The organism is Curtobacterium flaccumfaciens (genome assembly GCF_004361695.1).
Lineage (GTDB): Bacteria > Actinomycetota > Actinomycetes > Actinomycetales > Microbacteriaceae > Curtobacterium > Curtobacterium flaccumfaciens_B.
Genome location: NZ_SNVW01000001.1, coordinates 324,983 through 349,293 on the forward strand (window position 1 = coordinate 324,983; position 24,311 = coordinate 349,293).

A 24,311-nucleotide genomic window follows, 5' to 3' on the forward strand; every position below is an offset into this window, starting at 1 on the left:
ACACCGAGTGTCATCACCTATGCTGGCGACATGGCGAGATGGGCGCCCGACACCCGGGAACGACTGCGCGCCGCGGCGCTCGAGCTCTTCGACGAGCAGGGCTTCACCGCGACGACCGTGCCGGACATCGTCGCGCGCGCCGGCCTGACGAAGCGGACCTTCTTCCGGCACTTCAGCGACAAGCGCGAGGTGTTCTTCGGCGACGACGAGATCCCGGCGATCGCCCGTCGCCTGCTCGCGACCACGCCCGCCCACGTGCCGCCGCTCACGCTCGTGTCCGAGGGCCTCCGGACCCTGGCCGTCGAACGCTTCGAACCGCAGCGCGACCGGATGCGCTCGGCCCGCTTGGTCATCGACGCGGAACCGGCGCTCCGCGAACGGGACCTCCGGAAACAGGCGGATCTCCGCGACGCGGTCGAACAGGGGCTCCTGGGCCGGGGTGAAGACCCACTGACCGCCCGGGTGCTCGCCGGCGTGACGGTCGAGTGGTTCCAGACGGCGCTCGAGGCCTGGCTCGACGACGACACGAGCGCGCCGCTGACCACGCACCTCGACGCCGTGCTCGCACGGACCCGTGAGGTCCTGGGCTAGCTCCCGGCCATGCGGTGCAGGTACGCGGCGACCGCGGGGTCGTTGATGACGACGACCACGAACGGGACCACCCCCAACAGGAGCCCGGCGACGCCGCCGAGCAGCGGGACCCAGAACGTCCGGCGACGAGCACGGAGTCGTCGGATCGACCACCAGGCAACGAGCACGAACACGATCGCCATCACGACGGCACGCACGGCAGCCGCCTGGGACAGTGCTCCAGGATCGGCCAGATCGGTGAACTGGCGTTCGACGGTGAGCCGGATCGCCGACGCGAACCGCCCCACGGACATGGCCTGGACGACGGTCCACAAGCCGATGGCGAGGAAGCCGACGGTCAGTACGAAGTCGATCGGTGAACGACCGAACCGCGCCGCGAGCGGAGCGGGTCGACCGTCCGGACGAGGATCGGCGGCGCCGTCGTCGCGCCCGGTCGGTGCCCCAGGGCCAGCGTCGGGCCTGCCGTTCGCCGCGCCCTGCCGGACGGCACCGGGGCCACCGCGGCGGTCACGCACGGCGTCCTGCGCGGCCTGCTGCCGGAGCGCCCGCGAACGCTCTTCCTGCTCGCGGCGCTCCTGCTCGACGAGCACCGGGTTCACCCAGCCCTCGGGCGCGTACTCGCCGTACTGCGGTGCGGGGCGGCCGTGGACGCGACCCGGAGCCGGAGCGTCGGCCGACCCGTCGGGGGTGCGCCGCGCCTCCAGGCCGTCCGCCCCGTCCGCGACGTGACCCGGCTCGCGAGCCGGCACCGAGGACCAGCCGTCCGGACGTTCGTCGCTCATCGGTGCCGCCCGCCCAGCCCGCGCGTCGGGTTGCCGGACGCGTCGGTGCGGAGCTCCTTGGGGAGCGAGAACATGAGGTCTTCGTGCGCGGTGACGATCTCCTCGACCGTGCCGTAGCCGGCGTCGGCGAGCTGCTCGAGGACCTCGGCGACCAGGTCCTCCGGCACGGAGGCGCCGCTCGTGACGCCGACCGTGCGCACACCGTCGAGCCACTCCTGCTGGATCTCCGAGGCGTAGTCGACGCGGTGGGCGGCACGTGCGCCGTGCTCCAGCGCGACCTCGACCAGGCGGACGCTGTTCGACGAGTTCGCGGAACCGACGACGATCACCAGGTCGGCGGACGGGGCGACCTTCTTGATCGCCACCTGACGGTTCTGGGTGGCGTAGCAGATGTCGTCCGACGGCGGGTTCTCGATCGCGGGGAACTTCTCGCGGAGCAGGCGGACGGTCTCCATCGTCTCGTCGACGCTCAGCGTGGTCTGCGACAGCCAGACGAGGTTGTCCGGGTCCGGCACCTCGAGCGCGGCGACGTCCGCCGGCCCGTTGACCAGGATCGTCCGTTCGGGCGCGTGGCCCATCGTGCCCTCGACCTCCTCGTGACCGGCGTGACCGATGAGGATGATCGTTCGCTCGGCCTTCGCGAAGCGCGTGGCCTCGCGGTGGACCTTCGTGACGAGCGGGCAGGTCGCGTCGATGGCGTGCAGGTCGCGGTCCGCCGCGCCGGCGACCACGGCCGGCGAGACGCCGTGCGCGCTGAAGACGACGTGGGAGCCGCGCGGGACCTCGGCGACGTCGTCGACGAAGACCGCACCCCGCTGCTCGAGCGTCGACACCACGTGGACGTTGTGCACGATCTGCTTGCGGACGTACACCGGCTCGCCGTACTGCTCGAGCGCCTTCTCGACGGCGACGACGGCACGGTCCACGCCGGCGCAGTACCCGCGTGGGGCAGCGAGCAGGACCTTCTTCGTGCCGGCGACCGGTTCGTCGCGCAGTCGTCCGCGCGCCGCGAGGACCCGCGGCGGGGCGAGCGGGACCGTGTGGCCGTTGGTGATCGTCACGTCCCCGATGATAGGTGAGCGGATCGCACGCGGGCTGGGCGCGCGTGCGGGCGCCGGCCGGCCGCGCATCCGGGCCGGTGTCGCCGGCTTGAGGCAGGATCGGACCGCACCACCAGGAGGAGCACATGGCGATCGAACAGGGACCACCGACGGCCGACAACCCGTGGCCGGTCGCGCTGCTCGGCGCGAAGCTGCGGGACTGGATCGACCGGCTCGGCACGGCCTGGGTCGAGGGCGAGATCACCCAGTGGAACGTCGCCGGCGGCAACGTCTACGGCAAGCTCAAGGACGTCGAGGTCGACGCGACGGTGTCGTTCTCGATCTGGTCGAGCGTCCGTTCCCGGGTGCCAGCGGACATCAAGCAGGGCGACCGGGTCGTCGCCGCCGTCAAGCCGAACTACTGGGTCAAGGGCGGCTCGCTGACGATGCAGGTCGTCGAGATGAAGCACGTCGGCCTCGGCGACCTGCTCGAACGACTCGAACGGCTCCGGCGGACCCTCGGCGAAGAAGGGCTGTTCGACCCCGGCCGGAAGAAGCGCCTGCCGTTCCTGCCGCACCGCATCGGCCTGATCACCGGCAAGGACTCCGACGCCGAGAAGGACGTCAAGCGGAACGCCCAGCTCCGGTGGCCGCAGGTCGAGTTCCGGACGATCCACACGGCGGTGCAGGGCGAACGGACCGTCGGCGAGGTCACGGCCGCCATCCTCGAACTCGACGCCGACCCGGACGTCGACGTCATCATCGTCGCGCGCGGCGGCGGCGACTTCCAGAACCTCCTCGGCTTCAGCGACGAGGGACTCGTCCGTGCCGCGGCGGGCGCGTCGACGCCGATCGTCTCGGCCATCGGACACGAGGCCGACCGGCCGATCCTCGACGAGGTCGCGGACCTCCGCGCCTCGACCCCGACCGACGCGGCGAAGCGGGTCGTCCCCGACGTCGCCGAGGAACTCGCGAACGTCCGGGCCGCGCGTGCTCGCATCGGCCAGCGGCTGTCGCACACGCTCTCGGTCGAGGCGGACCGGATCGCGGCACTGCGCTCCCGTCCCGCTCTCGCCTCGACCGCGTGGCTCGTCGACACCCGTGCCGAGGAAGTCGCGCGGGACCTGTCCCGCGCCCGCGAGCTCCTCGACCGGCGCCTCGAGCGCTCCCACTCCGACGTCGGCAACCTCACCGCGCGGCTGCGGTCGCTGTCGCCGCGGGACACCCTGCGGCGTGGGTACGCCATCGTGCAGACGACGGACGGCGGGGTCGTCCGCAGCGCGGAGGACCTGGCCGGGGCGACGCCGGTGCACGTGACGCTCGGCGCGGGGACGGCGACGGGCACGCTCGAGCCGGACGGGCCGGGGCCGGACGGGGTCTGACCCGGCCCGGGCCGCCGGACGGGGTCTGACGCGGCCCGGGTCACGCGACGACGGGACCCGGTTGTGCACAGGTTCCCGGGCGGGCCCGCAGGTCGGTGGGCGCTCGGTAGGATCGAGGGGTGTCATCCCAGCAGGAACCCGAGCAGCCCGACGTCCGGTCGCTGAGCTACGAAGCCGCGCGCGACGAACTCGTGCGCGTCGTCGCCGAGCTCGAGCAGGGTTCCGCGACGCTCGAACGCTCCCTGTCGCTGTGGGAGCGGGGCGAGTCCCTGGCCGCGCGGTGCGAGGAGTGGCTGGTCGGCGCACGTGCCCGGCTCGACGCCGCCCGTGCCGCCTCCGAGTCCGAGGACGGCGCTGCCCGATGACCGACCCCGACGGCCGCCCGATCGTCGCCGAGCTCGGGCGCCCCGAGACCGCTGAGGAGACCTGGGCCCGGAAGGACGCCGCTCGCACCGCCCGGCGGCAGCACCAGACGGCGTTCAACCTCGTCATTGCGCTCATCGCGTCGCTCGGCATCGTGCTGTTCCTGGTCGCCGTCGTCGTCCGCCCCGACACCACCGTCGTCGACCGCGCGGTGGACTACCGCCAGGTCGCGTCGCAGGCGAAGGTGCCCGGCGTGACCCTCGCCGCCCCCGTGCTGCCCGACGGCTACTCGTCGAACCGCGCCGACTTCAAGGACAAGACCAGCGACGGCGTGAGCGTCTGGACCGTCGGCCTCATCACGCCCGACAAGCAGTACATCGGGCTGCAGCAGGGCATCAAGGCGAACGACACGTGGGTGTCCAACCAGCTCGACCAGCACGCCGCCACCGGCACCCGCACCATCGCCGGCACGAAGTGGACCGTGTACGACCGCCGTGCCGAGGGCGACGACGCCGGCAACCAGGCGTACTCCCTCGTCTCGACGTTCGGCACGAGCACCGTCGTCCTGTCCGGCACCGCGAACGGGTCGTCGTTCCGCACCGTCGCGACGGCGGTCAGCAAGCAGTTCGCCGACTGACCGGCACCCGCAGCAGCCCTACCCCGAACCCGAAGTCCCGAGGAGCCCCATGCCCGACCGCGCCGCCTCCACCCCGTCCGACGCACTCCGTCTCCTCGTCGAGGGCAACGCACGCTTCGCCTCGGACAAGCGCCGCACCGGCCGCATCGACCCCGACCGCCGGACCGAGCTGACCGGCTCCCAGGCGCCGTTCGCCACCGTCCTCGGCTGCTCCGACTCCCGCGTGCCGTTCGAGCACGTCTTCGACGCCGGCATCGGCGACCTGTTCGCCATCCGCAACGCCGGCCAGATCGTCGACGACGTCGTGCTCGGCTCGATCGAGTTCGCCGTGGTCGCGCTCGGCACCCCGCTCGTCGTGGTGCTCCGCCACACCCGCTGCGGCGCAGTGGCTGCCGCACGTTCCGGCGAGCCGGTCCCGGCCCCGCACCTGCAGGCCCTCGTCGACGCGATCGCCCCGAGCGTCGAGCGCGTCCGCGCCACCGACGCCGAGGTCCCGCAGGAAGCCGTCGGCGCCGCCCACCTCGAGGCCACGCTGCGCCAGGTGATCGAGCGCTCCGGCGCGGTCTCCGACGCGATCGCCGAGGGTAGATTGGCCGTCGTCGGCGCGACCTACGACCTCACCACGGGCGAGGTCGCCATCGACACCGTCGTGGGCCAGGCCTGACCGGCCGACACGACGACCGTCCCGGACACCGGCGGCCACCCCGCCACCGGGACACCCACCAGCCGGCGCGACCGCGGCCGGCGAGCACCCCAGGAAGGACCACGACGACGTGACCGACACCACCACGAGCACCGCGACCGACGGCGACTACCGCATCGAGCACGACACGATGGGCGAGGTCCGGGTGCCGAAGTCGGCGCTCTACCGCGCGCAGACGCAGCGCGCGGTGGAGAACTTCCCGATCTCGGGCAGCGGGCTCGAGTCGGCGCAGATCGTGGCCCTCGCCAGGATCAAGCGGGCTGCGGCGATCGTCAACGGGGAGCTCGGCATCGTCGACCCCGCCCTGGCGGACGCCGTCGCGAAGGCCGCCGACGTGATCATCGCCGGTGAGCACCACGACCAGTTCCCCGTCGACGTCTACCAGACCGGCAGCGGTACCTCGTCGAACATGAACATGAACGAGGTCCTGGCGACCCTGGCGACCGAGATCGCCGGCACGCCGGTGCACCCGAACGACCACGTGAACGCCTCGCAGTCCTCGAACGACGTGTTCCCGACGTCGGTGCACGTCGCCGTGACCGAGGCACTCATCCGCTCGCTCGTGCCGGCGCTCGAGCACCTGGCCGAAGCGCTCGAGGCGAAGGCGACGCTGTGGGCCGACGCCGTGAAGTCCGGGCGCACGCACCTCATGGACGCCACTCCGGTGACGCTCGGGCAGGAGTTCGGCGGCTACGCGCGCCAGGTCCGTCTCGGGATCGAACGCGTCAACGCGACGCTCCCCCGCGTGGCCGAGGTCCCGCTCGGCGGCACCGCCGTCGGCACGGGCATCAACACGCCGAAGGGGTTCCCGCAGCGCGTGATCGCCCAGCTCGCCGAGGACACCGGCCTGCCGATCACCGAGGCGCTCGACCACTTCGAGGCGCAGGGCGCACGTGACGCCCTCGTCGAGGCGTCCGGCGCGCTCAAGGTCATCGCGGTCAGCCTGACGAAGATCAACAACGACCTCCGCTGGATGGGCTCCGGCCCGAACACCGGGCTCGGCGAGCTGCACATCCCGGACCTGCAGCCGGGTTCGTCGATCATGCCCGGCAAGGTCAACCCGGTCATCCCCGAGGCGACGCTCATGGTCGCCGCGCGGGTGATCGGCAACGACGCCACCATCGCGTGGGCCGGTGCCTCCGGAGCGTTCGAGCTCAACGTCGCGATCCCGGTGATGGGCACGGCGCTCCTCGAGTCGATCCGCCTGCTGGCGAACAGCTCGCGTGTGCTCGCCGACAAGACCGTCGACGGGCTCGAGGCGAACCTCGACCGCGCCCGGTCGTTCGCCGAGTCGTCGCCGTCGATCGTGACGCCGCTCAACCGGGTCATCGGCTACGAGGCCGCCGCGAAGGTCGCGAAGTTCGCCGTCGCCGAGGGCGTCACGGTGCGCGAGGCAGTGATCGCGCTCGGCCACGTCGAGCGCGGCGAGGTCACCGAGGAGCAGCTCGACAGTGCCCTCGACGTCCTGAGCATGACGCACCCGAACTGAGCCGCGACCGCGACCTGCACCGTCGCACAACCAAAAGCACCCCGAGCCCGAGGATCCCCCGGCTCGGGGTGCTTTTGATTGTGCGAAGCGCACCCGGCGGCCCCGGCGCCCGCGCGGCCCCGGCGCCCGCGCGCCCGGCGCCCGCGCGCCGCTACACGAGGTCCGGCGAGTCCAGCATCTCGGTCACGAGCGCCGCGATCGCCGACCGCTCGGACCGGGTCAGCGTCACGTGCGCGAACAGCGGGTGCCCCTTGAGCCGCTCGATGACCGAGGCGACCCCGTCGTGCCGCCCCACCCGGAGGTTGTCGCGCTGCGCGACGTCGTGCGTGAGCACCACGCGGGAGTTCTGCCCGATGCGGGACAGCATCGTGAGGAGCACGTTCCGTTCGAGCGACTGGGCCTCGTCCACGATCACGAACGCGTCGTGCAGCGAGCGGCCCCGGATGTGCGTGAGCGGCAGCACCTCGAGCATGCCGCGCTCGACGACCTCGTCGAGGACGTTGTCCGACACCAGAGCCCCGAGCGTGTCGTACACGGCCTGCGCCCATGGGTTCATCTTCTCGGATGCGTCCCCGGGCAGGTAGCCGAGCTCCTGGCCGCCGACCGCGTAGAGCGGCCGGAACACCATGATCTTCTTGTGCTGCTGCCGTTCGAGCACGGCCTCGAGTCCGGCGCAGAGCGCGAGCGCCGACTTGCCCGTGCCGGCGCTGCCGCCGAGGGACACGATGCCGATCTCCGGGTCGAGCAGCGCGTCGATCGCGAGCCGCTGCTCGGCGGACCGGCCCCGGAGGCCGAACACCTCGCGGTCGCCGCGGACGAGTGCCACCGAGCCGCCGGGGATCACGCGGCCGAGCGCCGAGCCGCGCTCCGAGTGGATCACGACGCCGGTGTTGACCGGTACGCCCTCGAGCGAGGCGGACCGGATCTCCTCTTTCTCGTACAGGTCGGACATCTGCTCGCCGGACACCTGCAGGTCGGCGACACCGGTGTACCCGCTGTCGACCGCGAGTTCGGCGCGGTACTCCTCGGCGGCCATGCCGATCGAGGACGCCTTGACCCGCAACGGCAGGTCCTTCGAGACCACGACGACGTCGAGTCCGTCGTTCTTGAGGTTCGAGGCGACCGCGAGGATCCGCGAGTCGTTGTCACCGAGCTGCAGCCCGGAGGGCAGGACGGACTGGTTGGAGTGGTTCAGCTCGACCCGGAACGAGCCGCCGTCGCCGATCGCGATCGGGAAGTCGAGCCGTTCGTGTTCGATCCGCAGTTCGTCGAGCAGCCGGAGGGCCTGCCGGGCGAAGTACCCGATCTCCGGGTCGTTGCGCTTGGACTCCAGTTCACTGACGACCACGACGGGCAGGACGACCGCGTGCTCCGCGAAGCGGAACAGTGCCCGCGGATCGCTGAGGAGCACCGAGGTGTCGAGCACGTACGTGCGCTGGGCGACCGATGTGGACGAGTCCGCGGTGGGGTGCTGCTGGGTTCCGCGAGAGACGTTCTGAGAGGTCACGACCACTCCATCCCCGGGCCGCGATCGGCCCGGTCCATGTCCTCGAACGCGGCCACTGGAGCGGTCCCGAAGCACCGACTGTGGCCGCTTCGATCGGGCGCGGTGCCCGATGTCGCAAAGCTACGTCCGACCCCCGACACGGCGCCAGCGACACGCTGTTCCGCGCGTTACGGTCACGTGAACAACGCGACCGTGCCACGCGAGTCGCGTCGCGCCCGAAACGCCCCACCTGCGGGCCTGGAGGCACGGTGCCAGCCCGCCCCGCGCCTCCCGTCCGTCACGGCGCCGTCCACACCGCCGGTCGCCGAAGCGACAGGAACCCGCGGATGGCCCGCGGCCATCTGTCGCTGTCGCGACCGCGACCGCGACCGCGACCGCGCAGCGCAGCGCAGCGCCCAGCGCTACTGCATCGTGGCGTAGGACAGGCAGGCGTCGCGGAACATGTCGAGCGTCTCGTCCGTCGTGGAGGCGAACACCGACACCCGCGCGACCCCGAGCCGCGTCGTCGCGGTGACCCCGTGGTTGTGGAAGGCCGCCGACAGCGCGGTCAGGCGCCCCTGCGGCGGACGGAGGACGACGATGCCCGCACGCTCGCGCGGGTCACGGCTGGACTCCACGGAGAGGCCGAACTCGTCGGCGATGTCGAACACGCGCTCGACGCGGTCGGTGACCCGCTCCTGCACGGCGGCCACGCCGACGGCGGTCAGGCGGTCGAGCGACACGGCCATCCGGGCCTGGGCGACGGGGTCGATGCGCGTCATCTGGAACCCGGCGGCACCGGTGCGGACGGCGGGTACCCCGGTCGGCCAGCCGGTCGTGCCGTGCGGGCCGGACAGCGCCGGGCGGAGCCGGTTCAGCGCGCGGTCGCTGAACGCGGTGAAGCCGGTGCCCCAGCCGGCGTGCAGCCACTTCTGGCCGCCGGTGGCGACGACGTCGGCGATCTCGTAGGGGGCGTCCACGACGCCGAAGCCCTGGATGGCGTCGACGATGAGCAGGCGGTCGCCGATGACCTCGCGGATGGCGGCGAGGTCGGCGAGGTATCCGGTCTGCCAGTCGACGAGGGACACGGCGACGGCGGTGACCTCGTCGGTCAGGCGCGACTCGATGAGGGACGGTGTCATCCAGCCGGCTCCCGACTCGATGACGACGGGCTGCACGCGGCCGCCGGTGGCCGAGGCGGCGCTGGCGAGCGCGAGCGGCAGCGACGGGTACTCGTCGGCGGACACGAGGACGCCTCCGGTCAGGCCGAACGCGGTGTGCAGGAGCCCCGGCGTGGTGGCGGTCTGCGAGACGACCTGGTCCTCGCGGCGGCCGACGAGTCGGGCGGCGACGGTGCGTACCCGGGCGTCCTGCTCGTCGAGGGTCTCCATGGCGCCGAAGCGCATGTGCTCCTGGATCGTCCCGAGCACGCGCTGCTCCTCGAGGACGGCGGTCTGCACCGGACCGAACGCGGCGTGGTCGAGGTAGCCGGGCTCTTCGGCGAAGCCAGCGGCGTACTCGGCGATGTTCACAGGTGCAACCTTCCGTGGGACGAAAACCCTGTGAGTCTACTGGGATGGCCGACGGCGGGCGAACCCAGGCCGTTCTGCGCAGCGAACGCGGAGCCAGCACGACGCACGCCAGCCGCGCATCGTCAGCCGCGCAGCGTCAGCCGCGCAGCCTCAGCCGCGCGACCTCAGCCGCCGAACCGCCGCGACCGCAGCCCGAAGTCACGGACCGCACGGAGGAAGTCGACCTCGCGCAGGTCCGGGTAGAACGCCTCGACGAAGTAGAACTCGCTGTGCGCGCTCTGCCACAGCATGAAGTCGGACAGCCGCTGCTCCCCCGAGGTCCGGATCACCAGGTCCGGGTCGGGCTGCCCCTGCGTGTAGAGGTGGTCGCCGATGAGCTCCGGCGTGAGGACCTCGGCGAGGGTGTCGAGCGTTCCACCGCCCTCGCCGTGCGCCCGCACGATGCTCCGCATGGCGTCCGCGATCTCCCGCCGGCCGCCGTACCCGACCGCCAGGTTGACGTGCAGCCCGGTGTGGTCGGCCGTCCGCTGTTCGGCCTGCTCGAGCGCGGCGACGAGCGCCGGCGGCAGACCCTCGTTCGCGCCGACGTGCTGGACGCGCCAGTCGCGGTGGTCGGCGAGCGTGCCGGCCAGGTCCGCGATGATGCCGACGAGCTGCTCGAGTTCTTCGCCGCCGCGTCCGGTGAGGTTGTCGGAGGACAGCAGGTAGAGCGTCACGACCTCGATCCCGAGGTCGTCGCACCAGGTCAGGAACTCGGGGATCTTCGCGGCGCCGGCGCGGTGGCCGTGTGCGGCGGACTCGAGCCCGAGCTGCTTCGCCCAGCGGCGGTTGCCGTCCACGATCATGGCGACGTGCTTCGGCTTGGCCGCGTCGTCGATCTGGCGCCGGATGCGGCTCTGGTAGGCGCGGTAGAGGATCCCTCGTCCTGCCCACCCGACCTTGCCGCTCACGGGACGAACATAGTGCACCGCCCCTGGGGAGCGAGCTGGTCACCGGATGTTCGGCTGTTGCTCGGCTGCCACCCATACGGTCGGACCATGCAAGCCGAGCACGACACCGGGACGCTCCCCCACGTCCCCTTCACCGAAGAGGCCGCGAGCACCGCGGCCGACGACGCCGCGGCGGGCAGCGCAGCGGCCGACAGCACCGAGACCCGCCCGGCGTGGCGCGGCTGGATCCACCTCGGGGCCTTCCCGTTCGCCATCGCGATGGGCATCGTGCTCATCAGCCTCGCCGGCTCCCCGGCGGCGAAGGTCGGCAGTGCGGTGTTCATGGCGACGTCGCTCGCGATGTTCGGCGTCTCGGCGACGTACCACCGCTTCCCGTGGGGTCCGACGGTCAAGCGCGTGCTGAAGCGCATCGACCACACGAACATCCTGCTGCTCATCGCCGGCACGTACACGCCGGTCGCGATCTGCGCCCTGCCGCACACGCTCATGGTCGTGGTGCTCTGGGTGATGTGGTCCGGAGCGGCGCTCGGCATCGCGTTCCGGGTGCTGTGGATCAACGCCCCGCGGTGGCTGTACGTGCCGATCTACCTCGTGCTCGGCTGCGCCGCGCTGGGGCTGCTGCCGCAGTTCTTCGCCGCGAGCGTCCCGATGACGGTCCTCATCCTGTCCGGCGGTGTCGCGTACATCGTCGGCGCCCTCGTGTACGCCTTCAAGCGCCCGAACCCGTCGCCGACGCTGTTCGGCTTCCACGAGGTCTTCCACGCCCTGACGGTCGTGGCCTTCGCCGCGCAGTGGGCGGGTGTCCTCATCGTGGCGCTGCACCCGGTGCGCTGAGCGCGGTCCGGTCGCGACCGGACGACGGCCTGGAGGCGCGTGGCGGGCCCGCCACGCGCCTCCAGGCCGTCACCGGGTCGCGTCAGCCGCGCTCGGTGTCGTCGCCGACGTCGGCCCGGCCGTCCTCGGCCGCGCGCCGCTCCGGCTCGTCGGTCGCGACACCGTCGGCGTCCACCTCGGTGCCGTTCGCCTCGGCCTCCAGGCGCTCCCGGATCTCGGCGCGGTAGCGGGTCCGGCGGATGCGACGGGTCATGTCGATGACGAGCAGGATCGTCACGATCGCCACGACCGCGATCGCGATGAAGCCGGCGACCCCGGGCGTCACGTCGACGTCGGGGACGGTCGAGGTCGGGCTCGGGCTGGGGGTGGCGGCGAGTGCCGCCGCGATGGTGCTCACTCGGTGGTGTCCTTGTCGACTGGGATCCCCGCGAACAGGTCGGACTCGGGGAGCTCGGTGGGCACGCGGGCCTCGACGAGCTGGTAGTCCTCGGTCGGCCACACCGTCGCGAGGAGGTCGTTCGGCCAGTAGAAGAAGGCGCTGTCCGGCGGCACCTGGCTGGCGTGGGCGCGGAGTGCGGCGTCGCGGGCGTCGAAGTACTCGTGCACGTCGACGTGCGTGGTGGCGAGGTCGGGTCGGTCGGCGAACCGTTCGACCCACTCGCGGAGCTGCTCGATCGCGGGGCTGTCCGGGTCGCGTTCCTGCAGGGCCTCGAAGATCGTCCGGAACCGGCGGGGGTTCATGGTGCGCTCGTAGTAGAGCTTCGAGACCGACCAGGCCGGCCCGGCGTCCGGGTACTTCGTCGGGTCCGCCGCGTCGCGCCAGGCGGCGACGGAGACCTCGTGCGTGCGGATGTGGTCGGGGTGCGGGTAGCCGCCGTTCTCGTCGTACGTGACGAGCACGTGCGGGCGGAACCGGCGGATCACGCGCACGAGTGCCTCGGTCGAGTACTCGAGCGGCACCGTCGAGAACGTGCCGGGGCGCACGGTCTCGCCCTTCTCGGCGTCCGGCAGGCCGGAGTCGTGGTAGCCGAGCCAGACGTGGTCGATGCCGAGCGCCGCCTGCGCCGCGGCCATCTCGGTGCGGCGGTACCCGGCCATGTCGCGGTGGGCGCGGCTGGTGGCGGGTTCGCCGAGCTGCTCGTTGAGGATGTCGCCGGCCTCGCCGCCGGTGCACGAGACCACCAGGACCTGGTTCCCCTCGGCCGCGTACTTCGCCGCCGTCGCCGCCCCCTTGCTCGACTCGTCGTCGGGGTGGGCGTGGACGGCCATCAGGCGGTACGGCACGTGGGGTTCCTCACTGGTCGTGCGGTGGACGCGGGCAGCACACAGCGACGCGTGAACTACCCTGGGATCAGGATAATCACCCCGGGAGCCCCGAACTGTCCGAACCGCAGCACCCATCGGCACCTCAGCCGTCCGCCAGCACCACGGCGACGCTCGACGACCGCTACGGCCGCACGCCCGGCCGCGCCCGTCGGACGCGGTTCATCGGCGTCGTGGCAGCGGCCGCCGTCGCCCTGGTGTTCCTCGTCTGGGTGATCTGGGCGGGCCCCGGGCAGACCAGCCACGGCCTCGACTCGGACGACATCGGGTACCAGGTCGTGTCGGACCACGAGACGGTCGTGCACAGCCAGGTCTCCGTCGACCCGGGCACCACCGCCAGGTGCGCCGTCCAGGTCCTCGACAAGTCGTACACGATCGTCGGCTGGAAAGAGGTCCCGGTGCCGGCGTCCGATCAGCGCACCCGCAGCCTCAACACTGCTGTGAAGACGGTGTCCCGCGGCGTCACCGGCTTGATCCACGACTGCTGGGTTCCCTAGACTGCCCTGATTCGCGGACGAGACCGGCCACACCGGCCGGTCTCGTTCCTTGCTGAAGGGATGCACGATGAGCAACGACACGCAGGTCACCTGGCTGACGCAAGAGGCCCACGACCGCCTCACGGCGGAGCTGGCGCAGCTGTCCGGCCCCGCTCGTCAGGAGATCGCGAACCGCATCGAGGCCGCTCGTGAAGAGGGCGACCTCAAGGAGAACGGCGGCTACCACGCCGCGAAGGACGAGCAGGGCAAGATCGAGGCCCGCATCCGTCAGCTCACCGAGCTGCTCAAGCACGCCACCGTGGGCGAAGCGGACTTCGACGGCACCGTCGAGCCCGGCACGGTCGTCACGGCGGTCATCGCCGGCGACGAGTCGACCTTCCTCGTCGGCAACCGCGAGATCGTGGCCGACGGCTCGGACCTGACGGTCTACAGCCCGGTCAGCCCGGTGGGCGCGGCCATCGTCGGCCTGCGCGCCGGCGAGAAGGCCACGTACACGGCACCGAACGGCAAGGAGATCGCCGTCGAGGTGACGAAGGTCGAGCGCTACGAGCCGTAGTCGGGCGCCCTGGGGGCGACCGGCAGACGGACAGGAGGCGCGGTGCCAGCTGGCACCGCGCCTCCTGTCCGTCTGTGGCCGGCCCTCAGTGCTCCAGCAGCTCCGGCCGGAAGCCCACCTCGCGCAGGCGGTGGATGACCTCTTGTGCGTGCTCGGGGCCGCGCGCCTCGATCGACAGGTCGAGGGCGACCTCGTTGATGACGAGCCCCTGGCCGTGGCGAGTGTGCAGCACCTCGACGACGTTCGCGCCGGCGTCCGAGATGACCTGCGAGACCCGCGCGAGCTGACCCGGACGGTCCGGCAGCATGATCCGGATGCCGATGTAGCGGGACGCGGCGACGAGGCCGCGGGTGATCACGCGCTCCATCATGAGCGGGTCGATGTTGCCGCCGCTCAGCAGCACGACGGTGCGGCCGGTGTCGCGGACGGCGCCGGACATGATCGCCGCGACGCCGACGGCGCCCGCCGGCTCGACGACGAGCTTGGCGCGCTCGAGCAGCACCAGCAGCGCACGGGCGACGTCGTCGTCGGAGACGGTGACGATCTGGTCGACCAGGTCGCGGATGATCGGGAAGTTCAGGTCGCCGGGCCGGGCCACCGCGATGCCGTCGGCGATCGTCGGCTTCGTCGTGACGGTGACGGGCTCGCCGGCCTCGATCGAGCTCGGGTACGCCGCGGCGTTCTCGGCCTGCACCCCGACGACCCGGATGGTCCGGCCGAGGCGCTCGGCCATGCCCTTCACGGCGAGGGCGATGCCGGCGATGACGCCACCGCCGCCGATCGGCACCACGACGGTGTCGGCGTCCGGCACCTGGTCGAGGATCTCGAGGCCGAGCGTGCCCTGGCCAGCGATCACCGCGGGGTGGTCGAACGGCGGGATGAAGACGGCCCCGGTGCGGTGGGCGAAGTCCTTCGCGGCGCTGAGGGCCTCTTCCACCGAGTGGCCGCGGAGCACCACCTCGGCACCGTAGTGGCGCGTGGCCTGCAGCTTCGGCAGGGCGACCCCGACGGGCGTGAAGATCGTCGCGGGGATGCCGAGCTCGCGGGCCGCGAGGGCGACCCCCTGCGCGTGGTTGCCCGCGCTGGCGGCGACGACCCCGGCAGCACGCTGCTCCGGCGTCAGGGCGACGAGGCGGTTGTACGCGCCCCGGACCTTGTACGCGCCGGTCCGCTGCAGGTTCTCGCACTTGAGGTGCACGGGCGAGCCGAGCACCTCGGCGAGGAACTGCGAGGTCTCCATCGGCGTGACGCGTGCGACCCCGGCGATCGTCTCGCGCGCCCGCTCGATGTCGTCGAGTGTGGGGATCAGCGTCGCAGTGGTGTCGGTCACGATCCCATCATCGTCGGTCAGAGGGGCTCCTGACGATTCCGTGACGTTCAGTTCGTGCTGGCGGTGCCGTCGACCGCCGTCGGTTCGGGCTTCGTGCCGGGCGGCGGGACGTCGTCGCCCACCTTGTGCCGACGGCGCCGCATCAGCTGCAGCTGCCCGTGCTGGCCGTGCTTCGGGGTCGCCTCGAGCACGTGGTCGGAGTCGAGTCCCCGCCAGCGGCCGGAGGCGATCGTCGTGACCATGGCGTTCAGGGTGGCGATCAGCGGCACGGCGAAGAACGCACCGGCGATGCCCGCGAGCCCGGAGGCCGCGGTGACGCCGAGCACCACCGCGAGGGGGTGCACCTTGACCGCGTTGCCCATCACGAGCGGCTGCAGGATGTGCCCCTCGATCTGCTGCACGAGCAGGACGACGCCGAGCACGAGCACGGCGGCGAGCGGCCCGTTGAAGATGAGCGCGACGAACACGGCGAGGAACCCGGTGACGATCGCACCGACGACCGGGATGAACGCGCCGAGGAACACGAAGGCCGCGATCGGGATGACGAGCGGCATGCCGCCGAAGAAGAGCCCGACGATCCAGGCGCCGAGGCCGATGCCGACCGCGTCCACGAACGCCACGAAGATCTGCACGCGGATGAAGCTCGTCAGGGTGATCCACCCGGCGACCCCGGCCCCGTCGACGGCGGCGCGGGCCTTCCGCGGGAAGAGCCGCACGGTCCAGCGCCAGACGTTCTTGCCGTCGATGAGCAGGAAGATCGTCGTGAACAGGATGATGAAGAGCGCCTCGAACACGTGCGTGGCACCGGATCCGGCACTCGCGACCCCGGAGAGGATCGACGCCGAGTTGTCCTGCAGCCACTTCGTGCCGTCGTCGAGCCAGCCGTTGACGTCGCCCTGGGTGATGCCGAGGCCGGAGTTGAGGACGAGGTCCTTGATGTTGGCGTACTGGTCGACCGTGCGGTCACGGAGCGACGGGTACGACGCGATGATCTGGTCGACGACGAGCCAGATCAGGCCGCCGAGCGCCGCGAGACCGCCGAGCAGGCTGATCACGACGGCCGCCCACTTCGGGACGTGGTGCCGCTGCATCCAGTTCGAGAGCGGGACGAGCAGCGCCGAGATCACGATGCCGACGAGGAACGGGATGAGGATCTGGCTGAAGATCGACATCAGCCAGATGAAGACCGCGATGACGCCGATGACCACGAGGATCCGCCACGACCACGCTCCGGCGATGCGCACACCCGTCGGGACGCTGTCCTCGACCACCGGGTCGGGGTGCGTCGGTTGCTGCTTCTTGCCCCATGCCATGCCGCGAGTGTACCGATGTGCCTCCTGACAGGTACCAGATGCGGCATACGTTCCGGGGTACGCGGTGTCGGCGGGGATCGGTAGCGTCGGAGGCATGGTCAGGACCACGCTCTCCGCCGCCGAGGCCCGCCGGGTGGCACTGGCCGCCCAGGGGTTCGGGCAGGCACCGACCGACGCCGTCTCGACGCGGGCGCTCACGGCCGGGTTCGCGCGGCTCGGGCTCCTGCAGATCGACTCGGTCAACGTCTTCGAGCGCAGCCACTACCTGCCGCTGTTCGCCCGGCTCGGCGCGTACGACAAGACGACCCTCGACCGCCGCACCCTGTCGGCCCGCGGCCCCTGGACCGAGTACTGGGCGCACGAGGCCGCGTTCATCGACCGCGACGACCTCCCGCTCTTCCGCTGGCGGATGGACGCCCTGCGCGCCCGCGACGCCGGGCCGACCCGGATCGACTCGGTCACCCGCACCGAGGGGGTCCGGCGCGAGCTGCAGGCCCTGCTGCGTGCCGAGGGACCGATGCCCGCCAGTGCCGTCGAGCACGAGTCGAACGTCCGCCGCGGCCCGTGGTGGGGCTGGAGCGACGTCAAGCTCGGGCTCGAGCAGATGTTCCGCTGGGGCGACGTCGTGACCGCGGGCCGCGCCGGCTTCGAGCGCGTCTACGCCCTGCCGGAACAGGTGCTGCCGGCCGGCACCCTCGAGACCGCCCCGGCACGACCGGCAGCGGTGCTCCGCCTCGTCCGGCACGCCACCCGTGCGCTCGGGGTCGGGACGCGTGCGGACATCGCCGACTACTTCCGGCTGCGCTCCGACGACACGGCGGTGGCGATCACCGAGTTGACCGCCGCGGGTGAGCTCCTGCCGGTGCGGGTCGAGGGCTGGGGTGAGCAGGCATGGCTGCACGCCGACGCCCGGGTCCCCCGGCGGGTGTCGGCCGACGCCGTCCTCAGCCCGTTCGACCCCGTCGTGTGGTTCCGCCGCCGGGCCGAGCGGATGTTCGGCTTCCACTACCGGATCGAGATCTACACGCCCGCGCCGAAGCGGGTGTTCGGCTACTACGTGCTGCCGGTGCTGCAGGACGACCGGCTGGTCGGGCGCATCGACCTCAAGAGCGACCGGCAGCGCGGGGTGCTGCGGGTCCGGACGGCGTGGCAGGAGCCCGGCGAACGGCTCGACCCCGACCGGCTGGCCGAGACCCTGCGGCGGACGGCCGCCTGGCAGGGGCTCGACGTGGTGGAGGTCACCGACCGCGGCACCGCGGCCGCCGCCGTCGCCGCCGCGCTCGGCGTCCCGCTCCTGCCGCACGAGGCGATCGACGACGCAGACGCGACGGCGGCTCCGGACCCAGCGATCTGACTGCCTGGAGGCACGTGGCGGGCCCGCACCGCGCCTCCAGGCCGCCACGGGCTGCGTTCCGCACGGAGCGGGCGCACCCGCTCCTCGGAGGTCAGAACCGGTCGAGACTGCCGCGGAGCCGCGCGATGCGGTCCGGCAGCGGCGGGTGCGTCGAGAACAGCCGGTCCATCACGCCGGGCCGCATCGGGTCGGCGATCCAGAGGTGCGCCATCGACGAGTTCTGCGTCTGCATCGGCCGTCCGTACGCCCCGAGCTTCTCGAGCGCCCGCGCCAGGCCCTCCGGGTGCCGGGTCGTCATCGCGCCCGTGGCGTCGGCCAGGTACTCCCGCTGCCGCGACACCGCAGCCTGCACGCCGGCCGCCGCGATCGGCGCGACGATGACCGCCACGAGTCCGGCGATGAGCAGGATCGGGTTGTTGTTCCCGCCGGAGTCGTTGTTGCGGCTGCGACCCCCGGACAGGCCGCTGAAGATCGAGATGCGGAGGAGCACGTCGGCGATGAGCCCCACCGCGACGACGAGCCCGAACACCATCGTCGACACCCGGATGTCGTAGTTCCGGACGTGACCGAGCTCGTGGGCCATCACACCCTGGAGCTCCTGGTCGTCCATGATCGCCAGCAGCCCCGTCGTGGCGGCGACGATCGCGTGCTCGGGGTCACGGCCGGTGGCGAACGCGTTCGGCGAAGGATCCTGGATGACGAACACACGGGGCATCGGCATGCCGGTCGCGATCGCGAGGTTCTCGACCGTGCGCCAGAGACGGGGCTCCGTCGTCCGGTCGATCTCGACGCCCCCGGCGATCGCCGTCGCCTGCCGCGCGGCCAGGAAGTACTGCAGGACGGCGTAGCCGATCGCCACGACCAGGACGATGACCCCGATCGAGACGTTGCCCGCGAGGTACCCACCGAGGAAGCCCAGTGCGCCGATGAGGAGCAGGAACACCAGGACGATCAGGACCGTGTTGCGCTTGTTCCGCGCGATCGCGCCGTACACGTCAGCCCGACGTCGGACGGATCAGAACTGGACGCGCGGCGGTTCCGCGATCGCCGCGGGCTCGGCGGTCTCGAAGAACGACGCCTCGGAGAACCCGCGGCTCTTCGCGAACGACGAGTTCGGGAAGACCCGGATCTTCGTGTTGAGTTCGCGGACGCCGCCGTTGTAGAAGCGCCTGGCCGACTGGATCTTGTCCTCGGTGTCGACGAGTTCGGACTGCAGCTGCAGGAAGTTCTGGCTCGACTGCAGCTGCGGGTAGCCCTCGGCCACGGCGAACACGCTCTTCAGCGCCTTCTGCATGTGGCCCTCGGCCGTGGAGGCCGTCGTGGCGTCCCCGGCGCTCAGCGTCTCGGAGCGGGCCTTCGTGACGTCGTCGAAGACGGCCTTCTCGTGCGTGGCGTACCCCTTGACCGTCTCCACGATGGTGGGGATGAGGTCGGCGCGGCGCTTCAGCTGGATCGAGATGTCGCTCCAGGCCTCGTCGACGCGGACCTTGAGGGTGACCAGCGCGTTGTACGTGACCCAGAGGTAGATCCCGACGACCACGAGGAGGACCACCACCACTCCGACGACGATGAGCGTCGTGATGAGTCCGGTGTCCATGAGGGCGTACTCCTTTGCGCGTCGGGATCCGCGGTGGTTCGTGGCCAGAACGGCCGGGATCGATTGTATCGACGCGCGACACGTGCTCCGGTCCGCGGCCGCGGTTCACGGCCGATTCCCGAGTCGTACACACCGGGCGTCCGGCCTCGACGGCGTGTCGTCCGTTCGGCGGACATCATCCGTTCGGCGGACATCATCCGTTCGACGTATTGACCCCGGGCGCTCGATCACGTGGGATGGGTTCGCATGCACACGCGCGGGGACAACGTGGACGAACGGGTGGTCGGGGGCGACCACCCCGTCCGGCGAACCCGCTTCGTGCTCCTGACCGCCGGCACGGTGGCCCTCGTCGCCGCGCTGCTCGGCACCGCCGCGGCCCCCTCCTTCGCCGCGAGTACGAGTACGAGTGCGGACGCGGCGAGTTCGAGTACCGCAGCGGCGACCGCGTCGTCCGCCCTGTCCGCGAGTGCGGACGCAGCCACTGCACCGCCCCCGCTGTCGGCGCCCTCGGGCACGCCGACGGGGTCCCCGCAGAACCACCTCACGCCGAGCCCCGGCACTCCGACGTCCCCGCCGACCGGCCGCCCGGTCCGGCCCACCGTCGCAGACCCCGGCGACATCACGAGTGCGACCGTCCGGTTCAGCGGCACCGGCACCCCTGGACACACCGTCCGCGTGACCGGCCCAGCGTCGACCGGATCGGCCGGGTGTCCCGCCACCGTGTCGAACGACGGCACCTGGTCGTGCTTCGCCGCCGTCACGTCCGGCCCCGGCCAGGTCTTCACCGTCGTCGACCGGAGCGCGCCCGAACTCGGTAGCGCGCACACGCCAGCAGCGGACGTCATCGTGCCGCCCACGGTCACGACCTCGCGTCCGACCAACGGCCCGGTCAGTGGCACCGGTCGCCCCGGGTCCACCGTCACGCTCGCCGTCTCCGGCTCCTCCGGGGACCGCAGCGCCACGGTCGGTCGCGACGGCCGGTGGACGGTCTCCCTCGGCGGCGCGACGGCGGCGAGCGGCGGCGACGCCCGGCTCTCGGTCAGCGCCACGCAGACGGCGAGCACGGCCGACGGCTACCGGTCCGACCTGCGGAGTGCGGCATCGGCCCCGGTCACGATCACCCTCGACCGCACCGCGCCGACCGCACCACGGATCACGTCGCCCGGCGCCGGCGACCGCGTGGGTGCCCGGGCGGCGGCGGTGTCCGGAACCGGGGAGCCCCGGGCCGTGCTGACCGTCTACGTCGACCGCGCCCCGGTGTGCCGTGTCGACGTGCCGGCGTCCGGACGGTGGTCCTGCACCACCGCTGGGTCGACCCTCGCACCCGGCTCCCGCACGATCAGCGCGACGCAGCAGGACGCCGCGGGGAACTTCTCGCGGTCCTCGGCCGAGGTCGTCGTCCGCGTGGTGTCGTCGACGCCGACCGGGGCCGGTCCGAGTGGCAGCGGCACGCCCTCCGTGCCCGGCTCCGGCGCGGGCACCGGCTCCGGCTCCGGATCCGGCTCGGCGAGTGGCATGCCGGGGAGCGGAGCGGGCACCGGCGACGCCGGCGGGGCCGGCCCGACGAACGGCAACGGAAGCGGCGACGGCGGCAGCACCACGGGATCCGGCAGCGGCCCCGCAGCCGGCGGGCCGTCGGACCCGCACGGCCTCGACTGGTCCGGCCCGGCCGGCGACTGGACGGCCTCCACCGCGTACGACTCCACCGTCCCCACGATCCAGGCCGCCTTCTCGTGGCGCACCGTCCTCGTGGCCACCGCGGTCGCCGCCGGGTTCCTCGTGCTCATCGCCGGCCCCCTCGCCCTGGTCGCCGGTGCCGCGCGGGGTCGACTCCGCAACCCCTTCGCCGCCGTGCTCGGGCGCAACCGTCCCCACGCCGAGCGGCGCCGCGGCGAGGACCTGTTCCCCACCTGGGCCTCGATCACCGTGGCCGTCCTCGTCGTCGGACTCTGCACGGTGCTCGGCGTCGGGGTGTCGCTCGAGGCCCGCTACGTGCGCCTGGCGGTCGCCGTCCTGCTCGGCGCCGCGGTGCTCGCGACGACGATCGTGCTGTCGAGCCGGTGGGCGGCCGGCGCCGACCGGGGCACGATCGGGTTCCGGGTGTCCCCGTGGCTCGTCCTCGCCGCCCTGGTCGCGTGCGGGATCACGCGGGCGTTCGACCTCTCCCCCGCCGTCATCGTCGGTGCGGTGCTCCTGCCCGTGGGCCGACCGCACGCCGACACGGCGGGGCTCCGGCTCGGCGCGACGATCGCCGCCGGTGCCCGCAGCGCGACCTGGCGTTCGGTCGCCCTGCTCGTGGTCGCGGCGGTCGGCTGGGTGCTGCACTCCGTGACGCCGGGGTCCGGCTTCTGGGGCTCGATCGTGTCCGAGTTCGCGATCACGCTCTGCGTCGGCGGCCTCGGTGCCGTGGTCACCACGATGCTCCCGCTTGCCGGTTCCGCCGGGCAGTCGCTGCTCGAGGAGTCCCGCGGCCGCTACGCCGCGATCGCCGCCGTCGCGGTCGCGCTGGCGGCCGCCGTGTACTCCGGGGCCGCCGGCACCCACGTCTCCCCCGTCGTCCTGGTGGTCGCCGCCGGCGCGTGCGTCGCGGCCGCGGTCGCGAGCCACCTCTGGCTCCGAGCCTCCCAGCGCGACCAGGCGTCCCGGAGCGACCAGGTCGCCTGACCGCGACAGGGCCACGACGCGGCCCACGACCCTGACCAGGACGCGGCCCACGGCCCGGACCGCCACGGGGCAACTCCCCTGACCACGACGGGGCCACGCCCCCGCGGTCGCGCTCCGGATACGCTGACGAACGGTGCTCCTCGGCACCACGACCGTCCCAGGGAGCGACGATGACCCAGACCCGATCCGACTACGACCCGACCCGCTTCCGCGAGGTGTTCGAGGGCAGCTACACCTACGCGAACGGCTTCGCGCGGAACACCCACCGCTTCGCGGACCGTCCCGCGCTGCGCGAGCCGGACACCGGCCGGTCGTGGACGTACGCGGAGCTCGGGGCCGACGTCGACCGGGTCGCGGGGTGGCTCGTCCGCCACGGCGTCGGACGGGGCTCGGTGGTCATGGTGGAGCTCTTCAACTCCCCCGAGTTCGCCGTGCTCTACCTGGCGTGCCACCGGATCGGCGCCGTGTTCTCGCCGACGAACTTCCGGCTCGCCCCCGACGAGGTCGCCTTCATCATCGAGGACTCCGCGCCCGTCGTCCTGGTGCACGACGCCGTCCGGAACGCCGAGATCGCCGCCGCGCTCGAGTCGTCGGCGCACCGCCCCGACCACGTCGTGACCCTGGGCGGCGACCACGACGAACACGACGGCTTCGCGACGCTCCTCGCCGCCGACCCCGTCACCGCCGAGGAACTCGCCGTCGCCGAACCCCGCAGCACCTACGACGAGACCACCCGCCTGTACACCTCGGGCACGACCGGCCGCCCGAAGCCGGTCCCGCTGCCGAGCCTGGTCGAGGTGCTCAGCGCACACGACGTGATCATGCACTTCCCGCTCAGCCCGTTCGACAAGACGCTCAACATGTCGCCGCTGTTCCACCGGGGCGGCCTCTACTCGGGCGGCCCGAACCCGGTGTTCTACGTCGGTGCCGAGCTCACGACGCTCCGGAAGTTCGACGCCGACCGCGTGCTCGACCTGGTCGAGTCGGAGCGCCTCACCTTCCTCATCGGTGCCCCGCCGAACCTGGTGCAGCTCGCCGACGCGCAAGAGGCGAAGCCCCGCGACCTGTCCTCCCTCAACGGCATCGTGACGATGGGCGCCCCGCTCGACCGATCGGCGGCCCTCCGGTACCAGGAGCTCCTGTCGCCGCGGATCTTCAACGGCTACGGCACGACCGAGACGTTCTGGAACACGTTCCTCCGCCCCGAGGACTTCCCGGACGGCGCCGGGTCGACCGGTCGCGCCTCCACCGACGACGACGTCGCCGTGGTCCGCGTGTACGAGGACCGGCTCGCCGACCCGTCGGACACGGTGCCGAAGGACGGCTCCGAGATCGGCGAGTTCGCGGTCCGCACCGTGAAGTCGGGCTACTCGTACCGGAACCCCGGGCTCGAGGCGGAGAAGTTCGCGAACGGCTGGTTCTACCCGGGCGACCTGGCCACGTGGGACGAGCACGAGCGCGTCACGATCGTCGGGCGCAAGGACGACATGATCATCTCCGGCGGCGAGAACGTGCACCCGGTCCAGGTCGAGGCGGCGCTGCAGGAGCACCCGGGCGTCGCCGACTCGATCGTCGTGGGCGTGCCGGACGAGCGCTGGGGCGAGGTCGTCATCGCGTACGTCGTCCGTGCTCCGGGGCGGCTGCCGGAGGACGACGTCGAGGCGGCCACGGTGCTCGAGGACTGGACGGGTTCGCACCCCGGCCTCGCCCGCTACAAGCGGCCGCGCCGGTACCGCTTCGTCACCGAGCTGCCCTACAACGCGACCGGCAAGAAGGTGCACTACCTCGCCAAGGCGAGTGCGGCCGACGACCAGGCGGCCGGCCTGTTCATCGAGCCGTAGCGCCCGACAGGTGACCGGCTGACGGCCTGGAGGCGCGGGGCGGGCCC

The 24,311-nt window shown here is 72.2% G+C and carries 23 protein-coding genes; 12 read left to right on the forward strand and 11 right to left on the reverse strand.

Going from position 1 to position 24,311, the window contains the following annotated elements:
- The first annotated feature begins 30 nt into the window (after nucleotides 1-30).
- Nucleotides 31-591, forward strand: coding sequence for a TetR/AcrR family transcriptional regulator (locus EDF64_RS01490; RefSeq protein WP_133518328.1), 561 nt, complete (start codon nucleotides 31-33; stop codon nucleotides 589-591).
- On the opposite strand, the gene EDF64_RS01495 is transcribed toward EDF64_RS01490, so the two are convergent.
- On the reverse strand, nucleotides 588-1,373 hold the full coding sequence (locus tag EDF64_RS01495) for a DUF6264 family protein (RefSeq protein ID WP_133518329.1): 786 nt from the start codon (nucleotides 1,371-1,373) through the stop codon (nucleotides 588-590). The genes EDF64_RS01490 and EDF64_RS01495 overlap by 4 nt on opposite strands.
- Nucleotides 1,370-2,434: a 4-hydroxy-3-methylbut-2-enyl diphosphate reductase gene (locus tag EDF64_RS01500; protein WP_243736195.1), complete on the reverse strand. Its 1,065-nt coding sequence runs from the start codon at nucleotides 2,432-2,434 to the stop codon at nucleotides 1,370-1,372. Before EDF64_RS01500 ends, EDF64_RS01495 begins: the two co-directional genes overlap by 4 nt.
- 125 nt (nucleotides 2,435-2,559) lie before the next feature.
- On the opposite strand from EDF64_RS01500, the gene xseA reads away from it, so the two are divergent.
- The 5 genes from xseA (at nucleotide 2,560) to EDF64_RS01525 (ending at nucleotide 6,987) form a co-directional block, all read left to right on the forward strand.
- Nucleotides 2,560-3,795: an exodeoxyribonuclease VII large subunit gene (xseA, locus tag EDF64_RS01505; RefSeq protein WP_133518330.1), complete on the forward strand. Its 1,236-nt coding sequence runs from the start codon at nucleotides 2,560-2,562 to the stop codon at nucleotides 3,793-3,795.
- Between the two features lie 119 nt (nucleotides 3,796-3,914).
- Nucleotides 3,915-4,160, forward strand: coding sequence for an exodeoxyribonuclease VII small subunit (locus EDF64_RS01510; protein WP_022906010.1), 246 nt, complete (start codon nucleotides 3,915-3,917; stop codon nucleotides 4,158-4,160).
- Nucleotides 4,157-4,795, forward strand: a complete 639-nt coding sequence (locus EDF64_RS01515; RefSeq protein WP_133518331.1) for a DUF4245 domain-containing protein — start codon at nucleotides 4,157-4,159, stop codon at nucleotides 4,793-4,795. The genes EDF64_RS01510 and EDF64_RS01515 overlap by 4 nt, the downstream gene beginning before the upstream one ends.
- A gap of 49 nt (nucleotides 4,796-4,844) precedes the next feature.
- Nucleotides 4,845-5,459, forward strand: a complete 615-nt coding sequence (locus EDF64_RS01520) for a carbonic anhydrase (protein WP_133518332.1) — start codon at nucleotides 4,845-4,847, stop codon at nucleotides 5,457-5,459.
- Nucleotides 5,460-5,568: 109 nt separating this feature from the next.
- Entirely contained in the window at nucleotides 5,569-6,987 is a 1,419-nt protein-coding gene (locus tag EDF64_RS01525; RefSeq protein ID WP_133518333.1) for a class II fumarate hydratase, read from the forward strand.
- A gap of 151 nt (nucleotides 6,988-7,138) precedes the next feature.
- Here the strand turns inward: EDF64_RS01525 and EDF64_RS01530 are convergent, their stop codons facing one another.
- From EDF64_RS01530 to EDF64_RS01540, 3 genes are all read right to left on the reverse strand, one after another.
- The gene (locus EDF64_RS01530) at nucleotides 7,139-8,500 is read right to left on the reverse strand and encodes a PhoH family protein (RefSeq protein WP_208108797.1); all 1,362 of its coding nucleotides are present in this window, start codon (nucleotides 8,498-8,500) and stop codon (nucleotides 7,139-7,141) included.
- A 395-nt stretch (nucleotides 8,501-8,895) separates the two neighbouring features.
- Nucleotides 8,896-10,005 carry an aminotransferase class V-fold PLP-dependent enzyme gene (locus tag EDF64_RS01535; RefSeq protein ID WP_133518334.1) on the reverse strand — a complete coding sequence of 370 codons (1,110 nt, stop codon included), beginning with the start codon at nucleotides 10,003-10,005 and terminating at the stop codon, nucleotides 8,896-8,898.
- 164 nt (nucleotides 10,006-10,169) lie between these two features.
- Nucleotides 10,170-10,955, reverse strand: coding sequence for an isoprenyl transferase (locus EDF64_RS01540; RefSeq protein ID WP_133518335.1), 786 nt, complete (start codon nucleotides 10,953-10,955; stop codon nucleotides 10,170-10,172).
- An 87-nt stretch (nucleotides 10,956-11,042) separates the two neighbouring features.
- On the opposite strand from EDF64_RS01540, the gene trhA reads away from it, so the two are divergent.
- The gene (gene trhA, locus EDF64_RS01545; protein ID WP_133518336.1) at nucleotides 11,043-11,789 is read left to right on the forward strand and encodes a PAQR family membrane homeostasis protein TrhA; all 747 of its coding nucleotides are present in this window, start codon (nucleotides 11,043-11,045) and stop codon (nucleotides 11,787-11,789) included.
- 82 nt (nucleotides 11,790-11,871) lie between these two features.
- Here the strand turns inward: trhA and EDF64_RS01550 are convergent, their stop codons facing one another.
- Nucleotides 11,872-12,186 (reverse strand): hypothetical protein, encoded by a 315-nt coding sequence (locus tag EDF64_RS01550; RefSeq protein WP_133518337.1) that lies wholly within the window; start codon nucleotides 12,184-12,186, stop codon nucleotides 11,872-11,874.
- The gene (gene mca, locus EDF64_RS01555) at nucleotides 12,183-13,073 is read right to left on the reverse strand and encodes a mycothiol conjugate amidase Mca (RefSeq protein ID WP_133518338.1); all 891 of its coding nucleotides are present in this window, start codon (nucleotides 13,071-13,073) and stop codon (nucleotides 12,183-12,185) included. Before mca ends, EDF64_RS01550 begins: the two co-directional genes overlap by 4 nt.
- 203 nt (nucleotides 13,074-13,276) lie before the next feature.
- On the opposite strand from mca, the gene EDF64_RS01560 reads away from it, so the two are divergent.
- Both EDF64_RS01560 and greA read left to right on the forward strand, forming a co-directional pair.
- Nucleotides 13,277-13,609, forward strand: coding sequence for a DUF4307 domain-containing protein (locus EDF64_RS01560; RefSeq protein ID WP_432207008.1), 333 nt, complete (start codon nucleotides 13,277-13,279; stop codon nucleotides 13,607-13,609).
- Nucleotides 13,610-13,676: 67 nt separating this feature from the next.
- Nucleotides 13,677-14,165, forward strand: a complete 489-nt coding sequence (gene greA / locus EDF64_RS01565; RefSeq protein WP_071292646.1) for a transcription elongation factor GreA — start codon at nucleotides 13,677-13,679, stop codon at nucleotides 14,163-14,165.
- An 85-nt stretch (nucleotides 14,166-14,250) separates the two neighbouring features.
- Here the strand turns inward: greA and ilvA are convergent, their stop codons facing one another.
- On the reverse strand, nucleotides 14,251-15,495 hold the full coding sequence (gene ilvA, locus EDF64_RS01570; protein WP_133518340.1) for a threonine ammonia-lyase: 1,245 nt from the start codon (nucleotides 15,493-15,495) through the stop codon (nucleotides 14,251-14,253).
- Between the two features lie 47 nt (nucleotides 15,496-15,542).
- Nucleotides 15,543-16,808: an AI-2E family transporter gene (locus EDF64_RS01575; RefSeq protein WP_243736196.1), complete on the reverse strand. Its 1,266-nt coding sequence runs from the start codon at nucleotides 16,806-16,808 to the stop codon at nucleotides 15,543-15,545.
- A gap of 94 nt (nucleotides 16,809-16,902) precedes the next feature.
- Here EDF64_RS01575 and EDF64_RS01580 point away from each other — a divergent pair, with 94 nt between their 5' ends.
- Nucleotides 16,903-18,162, forward strand: coding sequence for a winged helix-turn-helix domain-containing protein (locus EDF64_RS01580; RefSeq protein WP_133518341.1), 1,260 nt, complete (start codon nucleotides 16,903-16,905; stop codon nucleotides 18,160-18,162).
- 91 nt (nucleotides 18,163-18,253) lie between these two features.
- Here EDF64_RS01580 and EDF64_RS01585 read toward each other — a convergent pair whose 3' ends face one another.
- A complete protein-coding gene (locus EDF64_RS01585; RefSeq protein WP_133518342.1) occupies nucleotides 18,254-19,156 on the reverse strand; it encodes a M48 family metallopeptidase in 903 nt (300 codons plus the stop codon).
- A 21-nt stretch (nucleotides 19,157-19,177) separates the two neighbouring features.
- Nucleotides 19,178-19,759 (reverse strand): LemA family protein, encoded by a 582-nt coding sequence (locus EDF64_RS01590; RefSeq protein WP_208108798.1) that lies wholly within the window; start codon nucleotides 19,757-19,759, stop codon nucleotides 19,178-19,180.
- Nucleotides 19,760-20,005: 246 nt separating this feature from the next.
- Between EDF64_RS01590 and EDF64_RS01595 the strand changes: the two genes are divergently transcribed.
- Together EDF64_RS01595 and EDF64_RS01600 are read left to right on the forward strand one after the other, a co-directional pair.
- Entirely contained in the window at nucleotides 20,006-22,423 is a 2,418-nt protein-coding gene (locus tag EDF64_RS01595) for a hypothetical protein (protein WP_133518343.1), read from the forward strand.
- A gap of 170 nt (nucleotides 22,424-22,593) precedes the next feature.
- Entirely contained in the window at nucleotides 22,594-24,264 is a 1,671-nt protein-coding gene (locus EDF64_RS01600) for a class I adenylate-forming enzyme family protein (protein WP_133518344.1), read from the forward strand.
- The last annotated feature ends 47 nt before the right edge of the window (nucleotides 24,265-24,311 follow it).

Bases quoted from the DNA above. Each gene is read 5' to 3' on its own strand.
- greA (WP_071292646.1), top strand. From the start codon at position 13,677: ATGAGCAACGACACGCAGGTCACCTGGCTGACGCAAGAGGCCCACGAC.
- EDF64_RS01590 (WP_208108798.1), bottom strand. From the start codon at position 19,759: ATGGACACCGGACTCATCACGACGCTCATCGTCGTCGGAGTGGTGGTG.
- EDF64_RS01600 (WP_133518344.1), top strand. From the start codon at position 22,594: ATGACCCAGACCCGATCCGACTACGACCCGACCCGCTTCCGCGAGGTG.
- EDF64_RS01580 (WP_133518341.1), top strand. From the start codon at position 16,903: ATGGTCAGGACCACGCTCTCCGCCGCCGAGGCCCGCCGGGTGGCACTG.
- EDF64_RS01575 (WP_243736196.1), bottom strand. From the start codon at position 16,808: ATGGCATGGGGCAAGAAGCAGCAACCGACGCACCCCGACCCGGTGGTC.
- EDF64_RS01520 (WP_133518332.1), top strand. From the start codon at position 4,845: ATGCCCGACCGCGCCGCCTCCACCCCGTCCGACGCACTCCGTCTCCTC.
- EDF64_RS01595 (WP_133518343.1), top strand. From the start codon at position 20,006: ATGCACACGCGCGGGGACAACGTGGACGAACGGGTGGTCGGGGGCGAC.
- EDF64_RS01495 (WP_133518329.1), bottom strand. From the start codon at position 1,373: ATGAGCGACGAACGTCCGGACGGCTGGTCCTCGGTGCCGGCTCGCGAG.
- EDF64_RS01515 (WP_133518331.1), top strand. From the start codon at position 4,157: ATGACCGACCCCGACGGCCGCCCGATCGTCGCCGAGCTCGGGCGCCCC.
- trhA (WP_133518336.1), top strand. From the start codon at position 11,043: ATGCAAGCCGAGCACGACACCGGGACGCTCCCCCACGTCCCCTTCACC.
- xseA (WP_133518330.1), top strand. From the start codon at position 2,560: ATGGCGATCGAACAGGGACCACCGACGGCCGACAACCCGTGGCCGGTC.
- EDF64_RS01490 (WP_133518328.1), top strand. From the start codon at position 31: ATGGCGAGATGGGCGCCCGACACCCGGGAACGACTGCGCGCCGCGGCG.